Raw genomic sequence first — 12,519 nt, forward strand, 5'->3', positions numbered from 1 at the left:
GTCGGCCGCAGGGGCCGTCCGGGTCAGGCGTTGACCAGCTCGCGGTCCTTGTCCGGACCCTCCGGGGACTTCGAGGACTTCTCCAGGTGCTGGCGCAGGCTCTCGCCCTCCACGTCCACGTTCGGCAGCAGGCGGTCCAGCCACTTCGGCAGCCACCAGGCCTTGTGCCCGAGCAGTGCGAGCACCGCCGGGACGATCGCCATGCGGACCACGAAGGCGTCGAAGAAGACGGCGACGGCCAGACCGAAGCCGATCATCTTGACCATCTGCTCGCTGGCCCCGATGAAGCCCGCGAACACCGCGATCATGATGATGGCGGCGGCCACGACGACCCGCGCGCTGTACTGGAAGCCGGTGACCACGGCCTGGCCCGGACGCTCGCCGTGGACGTACGCCTCACGCATGCGGGTGACGAGGAAGACCTCGTAGTCCATGGCCAGACCGAAGACGACGCCCACCATGAAGATCGGCATCATCGACATGATCGGACCGGTCTGCTCCACCCCGAAGACCGAGCCGAGCCAGCCCCACTGGAAGACCGCGACGACCGCACCGAGCGCGGCGACGACCGAGAGCAGGAAGCCGAGGGCCGCCTTGAGCGGAACGAGGATCGAGCGGAAGACGAGCATCAGCAGCAGGAAGGCCAGGCCGACCACGAGCGCCAGGTAGGGCAGCAGCGCGTCGTTCATCTTCTGCGAGAAGTCGATGTTCATCGCGGTGGCGCCGGTGACGAGGACGTCGTCCCCGCTGCCTTCGCGGATCTCGTGGACCAGGTCCTCGGTCTGGACGGAGGACGGGCGGTCCTTCGGGATGACGGTGATCACCGCGGCGTCGCCGGCCTTGTTGAGGGTCGGCGGGGTGACCGCGACGACCCCGTCCAGGCCCTTGATCCGGTCGACGGTGGAGTCGGCCAGCGCCTTGTCGCCGTCCACGACCACCATCAGCGGACCGTTGAAGCCCGGGCCGAAGCCGTCGGACAGCAGGTCGTACGCCTGCCGCTGAGTGGTGGAGACCGGCTGGGCGCCGTCGTCCGGCAGGCCCATCTCCAGCTTGCTCGCCGGGATGGCGATGACGCCGAGGCCGATCACACCGGCCAGCAGCACCATGACGGGGCGGCGCAGGACGAAGCGGGCCCAGCGGGTACCGCCGTTGGCCTTCTTCTCGGCACCCGCCGGCTTGGCCTTGCCGAACAGGCGGCTCTTCTCGCCCGCGGGCAGCACCTTCTTGCCCGCGAAGCCGAGGATGGCCGGGACCAGGGTCAGCGCGACGAGCACGGCGATGACCACGGTGCCCGCGGCCGCGAAGCCCATCTTGGTCAGCATGGGGAGGTTGACGACGGCCAGGCCCACCAGGGCGATGACCACGGTCAGACCGGCGAAGACGACGGCGGAGCCGGCAGTTCCGACGGCGCGGCCGGCGGCCTCGTCCCGCTCGCGGCCCTCGGCGAGCTCCACGCGGTAGCGGGAGACGATGAAGAGGGCGTAGTCGATGCCGACCGCGAGGCCGATCATCGTCGCGAGGGTGGCGGTGGTGTTGCCGAGGTCCAGCACGTTGGCGAGCGCGGTGATGGAGGAGACGCCGATGCCCACGCCGATGATCGCGGTCAGCAGCGGCAGACCGGCGGCGACCAGCGAGCCGAAGGTGATGACGAGGACGATCGCGGCGACCGCGATGCCGATGATCTCGCCGGAGCCCGTCTCGGGGGCCGCCATCAGCGCGTCGCCGCCGATCTGGACGTTCAGCCCGGCGGCCTTGGCCGCCGTGCCCGAGTCCTTGAGCGCCTCGCGGGTGTCGTCCTTCAGCTCCATGCCGCTGACGGTGTACTTGGCGCTGATGTAGGCGGTGGAGCCGTCCTGGCTCACGGCCTGGACCTCGTACGGGTCGGCGACGGAGGAGATCTCGGCCGCGCCCGGCCCGGTCTTCAGACTCGAGACGATCTTCTGGACCTCGGCCTTGGGGCCGGGGTCGGTGACCTTGGCGCCTTCGGGGGCCTTGATGACGATGCGGGCGGTGGCGCCGTCGGCGGCCATGCCCGGGAAGCGCTCGTCCAGCAGGTCGAAGGCCTTCTGGGCCTCCGAACCGGGTATCGAGAACGAGCCGGAGGTGGGCGCGGCCGCCGAGGCGGCGCCGAAGCCGGCGGCGAACAGCAGTGCCACCCAGAGGAGGGCGACGAGACCGCGGCGCCGGAAGGCGCCTCTGCCGAGTCGGTAGAGGAAGGTAGCCACGTCGGTGGTTCTCCCGTTCAGGTCGTGGGATGGATCCGGATCGGATCAGGGCATGAGGAGCCGGCCCGACGACGAGAGCGGCGTGTCAGGAGCAGCAAGGAGGTGGTGCAGGGGACGGGCGGACCGGGGAGTCAGACGCCGAGGGCGGGGAAGACCACGGCGTCGATGAAGTCACCGAGGAAGGCCCGGTCCACCGGGCGGTCCTCGATCAGCGGGAGCGCGATGAACGCCCCGATGAGCATGTGCGGTACGAAGTCGAGCGCCGGACAGTCCGGGCGGATCTCGCCCCGGTCCACCGCGCGCTGCAGCATCACCTGCAGTCCGGTGATCTCCGGGTCGACCAGCAGGTCACGCAGTGCCTTGTGGAGTTCCGGGCTCTCGTGGACCGCATGGGCCAGACCCCGCATCAGCGCGGTGTCCTTGGCCATCTGCGCGTCGTCGGAGTGCTCCACCATGAGCGCGAAGTCCCCGCGCAGGCTGCCCGTGTCGATTTCCCGCAGCGAGACGGGCTGCGTGCATCGCAGGGCCTTGGCGACCAGCTCCGGCTTGCTCCCCCACTGGCGGTAGAGGGTGGCCTTGCTGGACTTCGTACGGGCGGCGACCGCGTCCATGGTCAGCGCCTCGTAGCCGACGTCACGCAGGAGGTCGAGGACCGCCTCGTGCAGTTCGGCCTGCCGCTCGGGGGTGATCCGGCTACGCCGAGCCGCCATCGCCTCGGTCATGTCCGTGCCTCCCATCGAAGCGAAACTGTTCCGTACGCTTAAGACGATACCCCCACCCCAAGCGAAACGAAACCGTTCCGTTTCGCTTGGAGGAGTGGCATGGATCACCTGTACGAGTTGCCAGGGCCCCCCTACGCGGAAAGCATTGGGGGGTGAGTCACGACGTCGCGTACCTCCGGTTCCCGCACCTGCACGACGACCTCCTCTGCTTCGCCACCGAGGACGACCTCTGGGTCGCCCCGCTGGTCCCCGACGGCCAGACCCCCGGACGGGCCTGGCGCATCACCGTCGACCGGACCCGCGTCGGCCACCCGCGCTTCTCCCCCGACGGCAAGCACATCGCCTTCACCACCTGGCGCAGCCTCGACCCCGAGATCCACCTCGCCCCCGTCGACGGCGGCCCCGCCCGCCAGCTGAGCCACTGGGGCGCCCTCGACACCCGCGTGTGCGGCTGGACCCCGCCCGACGAGGACGGCCGCAGCGACATCCTGGCCGTGTCCTCGCACAGCCAGCCCTTCTCCTACTTCGCCTGGGCCTACACCCTCCCGACCGACGGCAGCCCCGGCGGCCGCCTGCCCTGGGGCCCCGTCTCCGACATCCAGGTGCACGCCACCGAGGAAGGCGAACGGCACTCCCTGCTGCTCACCGGCAAGCCCCCGCACGAGCCCGCCGCCTGGAAGCGCTACCGCGGCGGCGCCACCGGCCGGCTGTGGCTGCACGGACAGCGGCTGCTGGAGGACATCGAGGGCCACCTCGACTCCCCGATGTTCGTGGACGGCAGGATCGCCTTCCTCTCCGACCACGAGGGCATCGGCAACCTGTACTCCTGCCTGCCCGACGGCACCGGCCTGCGCCGCCACACCGATCACGAGGAGTTCTACGCCCGGCACGCCTCCAGCGACGGCTCCCGCGTCGTCTACCAGTGCGCCGGGGACCTCTGGCTCGTCGAGTCCCTGGCCCCCGACGCCGTCCCGCGCAAGCTCGACGTCCGCCTCGGCGGCCCGCGCGCCGGCCGGCGCACGTACCAGGTGCCGGCCGCCAGCCACGTCGACTCGCTCTCCGTGGACGCCACCGGGCGCGCCAGCGCGGTCGTGGTGCGCGGCAGCCTCTACTGGCTGACCCACCGCGACGGCCCGGCCCGGACCATCGCCGACACCGCGGGCGTGCGGGTACGGCTCCCGGAGATGCTCGGCAGCGGCGGCCAGGTCGCCTACATCACCGACGCCGAGGGCGAGGACGCGATCGAGATCGCCTACCTGCCGCGGGCCTCCGGCGAACGGGAGCCGCGCCGGCTGGCCTCGGGCGAGCTGGGGCGGGTCACCGAGCTGCTCTCGGACCCGGACGGCGAGCGGCTCGCCATCGCGTCCAACGACGGCCGGCTGCTCCTCATCGACGCCACCGAGGAGTCCAACGGCGAGGTCACCGAGCTGATCCGGTCCATCAACGGCCCGGTCACCGACCTCGCCTTCTCCCCCGACGGCGCCTGGCTGACCTGGTCGCATCCGGGCATCGGGCGTTCCCTGCGGCAGATCAAGATGGCCCGGATCTCCGGCCCCGGCGCCCGCACCGTCGTCGACGTCACCAACGGCCGCTTCGAGGACGAGAATCCGGTCTTCACCCGGGACGGGCGCTACCTGGCCTTCCTGTCCTGGCGCGGCTTCGACCCGGTCTACGACGTGCACACCGGCGACCTGTCCTTCCCGCTGGGCTGCCGCCCGTACCTGGTGCCGCTGTCCTCCGCGACCCCCTCCCCCTTCGCGCTGTCCGCCGAGGGACGGCCCGCGGCCGGGGGACTCGACCTGGCGGAGGGCGACTCGGGCGAGGCCGACGGCGCCGTGACCGTCGAGGTGGAGGGGCTGGAGAGCCGGGTCACTCCGTTCCCGGTGACCGCGTCCAAGTACTCGGCCCTGTACCCGGTGCACGGCGGCGGGCTGGTGTGGCTGCGCTGGCCGATCTCGGGCGCGCTCGGCGAGACCTTCGCCAATCCGGCCGACATCAGCGGCAAGCCGACGCTGGAGCACTTCGACCTCACCAAGGCGCGCAAGACGGAACTCGCCTCGGGGCTGGACTGGTTCGCGGTCAGCGGCGACGGCACCCGGCTCGTGATCAACGACGACGGGGACCTGCGCGCGGTACCGGCGACCGAGTCCGGCGACAGCGACTCGACCGTCTACCTGGACCTGCGGCGCATCCTGCACGAGGTGGACCCGGCGGCCGAGTGGCGCCAGGCGTACGAGGAGGCCGGGCGGATCATCCGCGCGTACTTCTGGGAGCCGAAGATGTGCGGCATCGACTGGGACGGGATCCTCGCCCAGTACCGCTCCCTGGTCGAACGGGTCGCCTCACCCGACGAGTTCGCCGACCTGATGCGCGAGGTCCTCGGCGAACTGGGCACCTCGCACGCCTACGTCTCCCCCGCGCGCCGCAACGAAGGGCCCCCGCACTACCAGCGGGCGATCGGCCTGCTCGGCGCCAACCTCTTCCCCCGGGACGGGGAATGGGTGGTCAGCCGGATCCTGCCCGGCGAGTCCTCGGACTCCAAGGCCCGCTCCCCGCTGGCCGGCACCGGCATCCGCGAGGGCGCGGTGCTCACCCACGTGGACGGGCGCCCGGTGGACCCGGTGGCCGGGCCCTACCCGCTGCTGGCGGCGGCCGGCGGCACCACGGTGGAGCTGACCTTCCAGCCCGCGGCGGGCGAGGGCCGGGCCCGCCGGGTCGCCATCGTGCCGCTGATCGACGAACGGCCGCTGCGCTACCAGGACTGGGTGTCCAAGCGGCGCGAGGCGGTCCGGGAGATCAGCGGCGGCCGGTGCGGCTACCTCCACATCCCCGACATGGGCGGCTCGGGGTGGGCGCAGTTCAACCGCGACCTGCGGATGGAGATGTCCCGGCCCGCGCTGATCGTGGACGTACGCGGCAACGCGGGCGGGCACATCAGCGAGCTGGTGGTGGAGAAGCTGACCCGTTCCATCCTCGGCTGGGACCTCACCCGGGGCGCCCAGCCGGTCAGTTACGCCTCCAACGCGCCCCGCGGGCCGATCGTGGCGCTGGCCGACGAGGCGACCTCCTCGGACGGGGACATGATCACCGCGGCCTTCAAACTGCTGGGCCTGGGCCCGGTGGTGGGCCTGCGCACCTGGGGCGGCGTGGTCGGCATGACCGGCCGCCACACCCTCGGGGACGGCACGGTGATCACGGTGCCGATGAATGCCGCCTGGTTCCCGGAGTACGGCTGGTCGGTGGAGAACCACGGCGTGGAGCCGGACCTGGAGATCCAGCGCACCCCGCTCGACTGGGCCGAGGGGCGGCACGCCCAACTCGACGACGCCGTGCACCTGGCGCTGGAACTGCTGGAACAGGACCCGGCCGCGGTGCCGCCCGGCTACACGGACGTACCGGACCGGCGCCGTCCGAAGCTTCCCCCGAGGTCCTGAGGCCCTGGCCCTGAGGCCCGAGGTCGCACGAAGGGGCGCGATCCCTGATCGGGGATCGCGCCCCTTCGGCGCTGTGTGCGGGCCCGGTATCGGTCGGGCCAGGTGCCTAGGTCCGGTCGTCGAGCTCGTCCCGGATGTCGTCGAAGGACCGCTGCGGCGAGTCCTTCGGCTGCGGGCTCCGCCGGGACTTCTCGTCCTGCGGGCCCTTGCCGGGCTGCTTCTGCCCCTTCTGGGCCTTCTCCTTGAGCTCCTGCGCCTTGTCCTGGAACTGGTCCTTGATACCCATGCTGTTCACTCCATGAGGGGTGTTGGTGGTTGGGCCTCGACCAGACTTGCACGAGCGGACAAAGGTCGCATTTCGATCAGTGACTCTGTGTGCGCTCCCTCTCGTCCGCGGCCCCGCCGGCGCCGACGAGCCCCTTGGACACGCCGCCCAGGCGCGGCTCGAAGCGCTTCATGTCGCGCTGCCCGACCGTCGCGATCAGCCCGGGCAGGTAGCCGCGCATCCCCTGCATGCCGCGCAGCCACCACTGCGCGTACACGTGCGGCGAGCGCCGCTCGATGCCCGCGACGATCCGGTCCACGGCCGGCCCGAGCGGGTACGTGCGGTTCGCCGGCCACGGCAGCCGCTGGCGCAACTCCCGCATGACCTCGTCCTGGTCGGCGCCGCGCACCATGTCCGTGTCGGTCCAGGAGAGGTAGCCGACGCCGACCTTGACCCCCTTGTAGCCGACCTCCGCGCGCAGGCAGTGCGCGAATGCCTCGACCCCGGACTTGGAGGCGCAGTAGGCGGTCATCATCGGCGCCGGGGTGATCGCGGCGAGCGAGGCGATCTGGAGGAAGTAGCCGCGGCTCTCCGTCAGTACGGGCAGGAAGGCGCGCGCGGTGACGGCCCCGCCGATCAGGTTGACCTCGATCACCCGGCGCCAGGCCTCGGGGTCCGAGTCGGCGAACGGTCCGCCGGCGGCCACGCCCGCGTTGGCGACGACGATGTCCACCTTGCCGAAGCGCTGCTTGACCTCCTCGGCGACCCGGGCCATGGCCTCGTGGTCGGTGACGTCGGCGTACCAGTGGTCGCTGTCGGTGTGCAGCCGCTCGGCGACGGCCTTGAGCGCCTCCGGCTCCAGACCGACGAGGGCGATCCTCGCGCCCCGGGCCGACAGCTTGCGCGCGAGCAGCTCGCCGACCCCGCGGGCGGCGCCGGTGACGACGGCGACCTGGCCTTCCAGACTCCTGCGAGCACTCACGGCGTCTTCTCCTTCTCGGCGGTGCCGGCCTCGGTGGTGCCGGCCTCGGTGGTGTCGGCCCCGGTGGTGTCGAGATACCGCCCGGCCAGCTCGCGCAGGACAGCGGTGACGGCTTCGGGGGCCTCGATCGGGGTCATGTGCCCCATGCCGGTGAGCTCGGTCAGGCCCACGCAGTCCGGCAGCGCGGCGGCGAGCCCGCGGGCGTGCACGATCGGGGTGAGCCGGTCGGCCGTGCCGCCGATGACGGCGGTGGGCACGGCAAGTCGGGTGACGTCCGCGTCGAGGTCCAGTCCGGCCAGCACCCGGGACCACGCGTGGCGCACCCCGGTGGGGCAGGCGTGGACAATGCGGGCGCACGCCTCGACCTTGTCCGGTGCGGAACCGGGGCCCATGGTGGCGTACTTCAGGACTTTCCTGGCGACGGGCGTGACGGGCCCGAGGGGGGCGCGGGAGCCGAGGACCGCGCCGGTGATACGGGTCCGCGCACGCCCGGCACGCACCGGCAGGACCTGCGCCTCTGCGACCAGCCGGGAGCTGCCGGTGCTGCACAGCAGCGCCGCCGCGGCCCGCCGGCCGAACTCCGGCCGGCCCGCCGCCGCCATGATCGTCATGCCGCCCATGGAGTGCCCGGCGACGACCGCCCGCTCCCCGGGGGCGAGCACGGCCTCAAGGACCGCCACGAGGTCGTCGGCGAGCGCGGTGGTGCTGTGCGTCCGGGCGGCGGGGCTGCGCCCGTGCCCGCGCTGGTCGTAGGCGACGACCCGGTGGGTGGCCGCCAGGGCCCGTATCTGCGCGGCCCAGAAGGCGGTGGAACAGGTCCAGCCGTGGGCCAGCACCACGGTCGGCGCGCCCTCGTCCCCGTGGACCTCGACGTGCAGGCGGGCCCCGTCGGCGGAGACGGCGACGAGCTCGCGCCGCGCGGCGGGCGGGGCGTAGGGCCCGGAGACGACGTGCGTCGGGCGGCTCACGCGGCGCCCTCCGCCGCGTCGGCGCCGGCCCCGCCGGCAATTCCGGCCTCGCCGGCGTTCGAGGCGCGGGGGTCCGCGGGCAGGGCCCCCGGCAGCGGCGCCGCACCCGACCCCGCCGAGCCCCCGCGGGAGCGACGCGGCTTCGGCACGGCGGCGGCCGTCACGAGGGCCGGGACCCGCTCGCGGTCCGGGACGCGAACGACCTCGTACTCGGCCAGATCGACGCTGAGCGTCTCGCGGCGGAACTCGCCGGTCGTGCCCGGCCAGACCGTCGTGTTGCGGCCCTGCGCGTCGAGGTACCAGCTGGTGCAGCCTCCGGTGTTCCACACCGTCCGCTCCATCCGGGCCTGGACCTGGCGATTCCACTTGTTCACGGCGGAGGGGCGCGCGGCCAGCGCGACCTTCCCGCCCAGCATGCCGAGCTGCCGCAGGTAGTCGGCCATGTAGTTCAGCTGCGACTCGATCATGAGGATCATCGAGCTGTTCCCGAGCCCGGTGTTGGGGCCGATGATCGTCATCCAGTTGGGGAAGCCGGCCGCGGTCGCCCCGCGCAGCGACTGCATCCCGTCCTTCCACTCGTCCGCGAGGGTCTTGCCCTCCGCGCCCACCACCCGATCGGCGATCGGCATGTCCGTGACGTGGAAGCCCGTACCGAAGATGATCGCGTCGACCTCGGTCTCGGTCCCGTCGGCCGCGACCAGGACCGAGCCCCGGATCTCCTTCAGCCCGGAGGCGACCAGGTCCACATTGGGCCGCGCGAGCGCCGGGTAGTACTCGCTGGAGAGCAGGATCCGCTTGCAGCCGATCCGGTAGGAGGGCGTCAGCCTGGCGCGCAGGGCCGGGTCCTTGATCGACCGGGCCATGTTGGCCTTCGCGAGCGCCTCGATGAGTCCGAGCTGGTTCGGCCGCTTGGTGAAGGCGCTGACCTGGAGCTCCCGGATGCCCCACAGCAGCCCCCGGCGCGCGGCGCGGGTGAAGGGCAGCTGCCGGTGCAGCCAGCGCTCCACCGCGGAGATCGCCCGGTCGGTGCGCGGCATCACCCACGGCGGGGTCCGCTGGAAGAGCGTCAGGCGCTCCACGTCGGGGGCGATGGCGGGCACTATCTGGATCGCGGAGGCGCCCGTACCGATCATGGCGACACGCTTGCCGCCGAGGTCGTAGTCGTGGTCCCAGCGCGCGGAGTGGAAGACCTTGCCGGGGAACCCGGCGAGGCCCGGCACCTCCGGCAGCTTCGGCTCGGACAGCGGGCCGGTCGCCGAGACCACCACGTCGGCGGTCAGCGGTCCGGCGGAGGTCTCGATCTCCCAGCGCAGCCCGTCCGTGTCCCAGCGCATCATCAGGACCTCGGAATCGAGCCGGATGTGCCGGCGCAGCCCGAAGGTGTCCGCGACGTGCTCCAGGTACTCCCGGATGACGGGCTGCCCGGAGAAGGTCCGCGGCCAGTCCGGATTCGGCGCGAAGGAGAAGGAGTACAGGTGCGACGGGACGTCGCAGGCGCATCCCGGATAGCTGTTGTCGCGCCAGGTGCCCCCGACCGAGTCGGCGCGCTCCAGGACGACGAAGTCCGTGATCCCCTCGCGCCGCAGCCGCACGGCGGCCCCGAGTCCGCCGAATCCGGACCCGATCACCGCCACCCGTACGTGCTCGCCCCGCTCGCGCCCCTCGCGCTCGCCCATGCCGTCCATGCCCGCCGCCTTCCGCTCCATCGCAGTCCCAGCCACGCTCACGCCCACGCCACACACCATCGAAACATTGCCAGCAATCACTGGCACAATCGGGAGGGTAGAGCAGCCCCGTACTCATGGGTAGGGGTCGGACCCGGAAAGTTACTGCCGGTACGCCATAAGGTGCGTCTGTGGAGAAGGAAGAGACGCGAGCGAAGACGGTGCGCGAGTACCGCACGGAGGAACTGGCCGAAGCGGCCGGCATACCGGTCCGCACCCTGCGCTTCTACCGCGAGCGCAAGCTGCTCCCGCCGCCCCGCCGCGAGGGCCGGATCGCCTGGTACGACGACCACCACCTGGCCCGGCTGCGCACCATCGCCGCCCTGCTGGAGCGCGGCCACACCCTCGGCGGCATCGCCGAGCTGACCGCCGCCTTCGAGAGCGGCCGCGACGTGAGCCAGCTCGGCGAGCTGCTCGGCATCGGCTGGTCCGAGGAGACGCCGGTCCGGCTCACCCCGGAGGCACTGGCCGACTACTTCGAGGGCGAGGTCACCCCGGAGAACCTGGCGGCCTCCCTGGACCTCGGCTACCTCGCCGTCGACGGCGACGCGATCGTGCACGTCAGCCGCCGCCTGCTGGACGTCTCCTCGGCCCTGGTGCGCGAGGGCGTCCCGCTGGCGGCGGTCCTGGAGACCGGCCGCCGCGTCCGCGAGCACGCGGACGCGATGGCCCTGCTCTTCACCGAGCTGATATCGGCCCACATCTCACAGGACGCGCTCACCCGGCTGCGCCCGCTGGCGAAGAGCGTGGTCGAGGCCGAGCTGACGATGGCGATGGACCGCCTGCTGGCCTCCGGCACCGGATCCGATCAGGCACCCAGCTCGTAGACGACGGTCACGGGCGCGTGGTCGGACCAGCGCTCGGGGTGCGTCTCGGCCCGCTCCACGAAGGCCTTCACGGCCTTTGCCGCCAGCCCGGGCGTCACCACCTGGAGGTCGATCCGCCAGCCGGCGTCGTTGTCGAAGGCCCGCCCCCGGTAGGACCACCAGGAGTACGGCCCCTCGGCGTCCGGGTGCAGCTCACGCACCACGTCGACGTAGCCCGCCTCCGAGTACACCTTGCCGAGCCACTCCCGCTCCTCGGGGAGGAAGCCCGCGTTCTTCCGGTTCGTCTTCCAGTTCTTGAGGTCCGCCTCCTGGTGGCAGATGTTCCAGTCACCGCACACCACGACCTCGCGGCCGTCGGCCGCGGCCCGCTCCTTCAGCGCCGCCAGGTACGTCAGGAACTCCCCCATGAACCGGTACTTCTCGTCCTGCTTCTCCGTCCCGGCCTCGCCCGAGGGCAGGTAGAGGCTGGCCACGGTCACACCCGGCAGATCGATCTCCAGGTACCGCCCGCTGTCGTCGAACTCCGCACTGCCGAATCCGACCTGCACCCGCTCCGGCTCGCGCCGCGTGTAGAGCGCGACCCCGGCCCGCCCCTTGGCGGCGGCCGGCGCGAAGACGGTGTGCCAGCCCGCGGGGGTCCGGACGTCCTCCGGAATCTGCCCCTCCTCGGCCCGTACCTCCTGCAGGCAGACCACATCGGCGTCGGATCCCTCGAGCCACGCCCCGAAGCCCTTCTTGGCAGCGGCCCGAATCCCATTCACATTCACGGAGGTCACAGTGAGCATCCCAGCACCATAGCGGGATGGTTCCGTACGATGTTCGGATGTCTCACCGGATAGACCTCCGCACCGTGCCGTACGACCACCCGGACGCGGTCAAACTCAACGACCAGGTCCAGCTGGAGTACCAGGAGCGGTACGACGGTGAGGGCGACGCCACCTTCCTGGACCCCGCGATGTTCATCCCGCCGCAGGGCCTGTACCTGCTGGCGTACGACGCCGCGGGCGCCCCGGTGGCGAGCGGCGGCTGGCGCCGGCAGGACGAGAACGACGAGGGCTACGCGGACGGCGACGCGGAGCTGAAGCGCATGTACGTCGTCCCCGAGGCCCGCGGCCGGGGCCTGGCCCGCCGCATCCTGGCGGTCCTGGAGGCCGACGCCCACGCGGCGGGCCGCCACCGCATGGTCCTCGAAACGGGCGACCAGCAGCCGGAGGCGATCGCCCTCTACCTCTCCTCGGGCTACACCCTGTCCGCGAAATTCGGCCACTACCGCCACTACGACTCCAGCCGCTGCATGGCGAAACCCCTCGCGTCCGGCCCCGCCGGCGTGTGAGGCGCGAAGGTCCGGGGGCGGCGCCCCCGGCAACGGCGC

General features: G+C 72.0%; 10 protein-coding genes. 3 read left to right on the plus strand and 7 right to left on the minus strand.

The window, feature by feature from the left end; genetic code table 11:
- Positions 1–23: 23 nt before the first annotated feature.
- On the minus strand, positions 24–2,225 hold the full coding sequence (locus tag ACWGE1_RS08345; protein ID WP_453419763.1) for an MMPL family transporter: 2,202 nt from the start codon (positions 2,223–2,225) through the stop codon (positions 24–26).
- Between the two features lie 131 nt (positions 2,226–2,356).
- Entirely contained in the window at positions 2,357–2,947 is a 591-nt protein-coding gene (locus ACWGE1_RS08350) for a TetR/AcrR family transcriptional regulator (RefSeq protein WP_453419764.1), read from the minus strand.
- Positions 2,948–3,099: 152 nt separating this feature from the next.
- Between ACWGE1_RS08350 and ACWGE1_RS08355 the strand changes: the two genes are divergently transcribed.
- Positions 3,100–6,381 (plus strand): S41 family peptidase, encoded by a 3,282-nt coding sequence (locus tag ACWGE1_RS08355; RefSeq protein ID WP_453419765.1) that lies wholly within the window; start codon positions 3,100–3,102, stop codon positions 6,379–6,381.
- Between the two features lie 106 nt (positions 6,382–6,487).
- Here ACWGE1_RS08355 and ACWGE1_RS08360 read toward each other — a convergent pair whose 3' ends face one another.
- The 4 genes from ACWGE1_RS08360 to ACWGE1_RS08375 form a co-directional block, all read right to left on the minus strand.
- Complete coding sequence (locus tag ACWGE1_RS08360) at positions 6,488–6,667, minus strand: hypothetical protein (protein ID WP_453419766.1); 180 nt, start codon at positions 6,665–6,667, stop codon at positions 6,488–6,490.
- A 76-nt stretch (positions 6,668–6,743) separates the two neighbouring features.
- Positions 6,744–7,628 (minus strand): SDR family oxidoreductase, encoded by an 885-nt coding sequence (locus ACWGE1_RS08365; RefSeq protein WP_453419767.1) that lies wholly within the window; start codon positions 7,626–7,628, stop codon positions 6,744–6,746.
- Entirely contained in the window at positions 7,625–8,596 is a 972-nt protein-coding gene (locus ACWGE1_RS08370) for an alpha/beta fold hydrolase (protein ID WP_453419768.1), read from the minus strand. The genes ACWGE1_RS08365 and ACWGE1_RS08370 overlap by 4 nt, the downstream gene beginning before the upstream one ends.
- Positions 8,593–10,272 carry a flavin-containing monooxygenase gene (locus tag ACWGE1_RS08375; RefSeq protein WP_453419827.1) on the minus strand — a complete coding sequence of 560 codons (1,680 nt, stop codon included), beginning with the start codon at positions 10,270–10,272 and terminating at the stop codon, positions 8,593–8,595. The genes ACWGE1_RS08370 and ACWGE1_RS08375 overlap by 4 nt, the downstream gene beginning before the upstream one ends.
- A gap of 179 nt (positions 10,273–10,451) precedes the next feature.
- On the opposite strand from ACWGE1_RS08375, the gene ACWGE1_RS08380 reads away from it, so the two are divergent.
- Complete coding sequence (locus tag ACWGE1_RS08380) at positions 10,452–11,147, plus strand: MerR family transcriptional regulator (protein WP_453419769.1); 696 nt, start codon at positions 10,452–10,454, stop codon at positions 11,145–11,147.
- Here ACWGE1_RS08380 and ACWGE1_RS08385 read toward each other — a convergent pair.
- Entirely contained in the window at positions 11,129–11,932 is an 804-nt protein-coding gene (locus ACWGE1_RS08385) for an exodeoxyribonuclease III (RefSeq protein ID WP_453419770.1), read from the minus strand. The genes ACWGE1_RS08380 and ACWGE1_RS08385 overlap by 19 nt on opposite strands.
- A gap of 38 nt (positions 11,933–11,970) precedes the next feature.
- Between ACWGE1_RS08385 and ACWGE1_RS08390 the strand changes: the two genes are divergently transcribed.
- A complete protein-coding gene (locus ACWGE1_RS08390; protein ID WP_453419771.1) occupies positions 11,971–12,480 on the plus strand; it encodes a GNAT family N-acetyltransferase in 510 nt (169 codons plus the stop codon).
- The last annotated feature ends 39 nt before the right edge of the window (positions 12,481–12,519 follow it).

This window comes from Streptomyces sp. NPDC054932, from assembly GCF_053610205.1.

Excerpts from the sequence above, each read along its gene's own strand:
- ACWGE1_RS08390 (WP_453419771.1), top strand. The coding sequence starts at position 11,971 with ATGTCTCACCGGATAGACCTCCGCACCGTGCCGTACGACCACCCGGAC.
- ACWGE1_RS08385 (WP_453419770.1), bottom strand. The coding sequence starts at position 11,932 with ATGCTCACTGTGACCTCCGTGAATGTGAATGGGATTCGGGCCGCTGCC.
- ACWGE1_RS08360 (WP_453419766.1), bottom strand. The coding sequence starts at position 6,667 with ATGGGTATCAAGGACCAGTTCCAGGACAAGGCGCAGGAGCTCAAGGAG.
- ACWGE1_RS08350 (WP_453419764.1), bottom strand. The coding sequence starts at position 2,947 with ATGACCGAGGCGATGGCGGCTCGGCGTAGCCGGATCACCCCCGAGCGG.
- ACWGE1_RS08375 (WP_453419827.1), bottom strand. The coding sequence starts at position 10,272 with ATGGGCGAGCGCGAGGGGCGCGAGCGGGGCGAGCACGTACGGGTGGCG.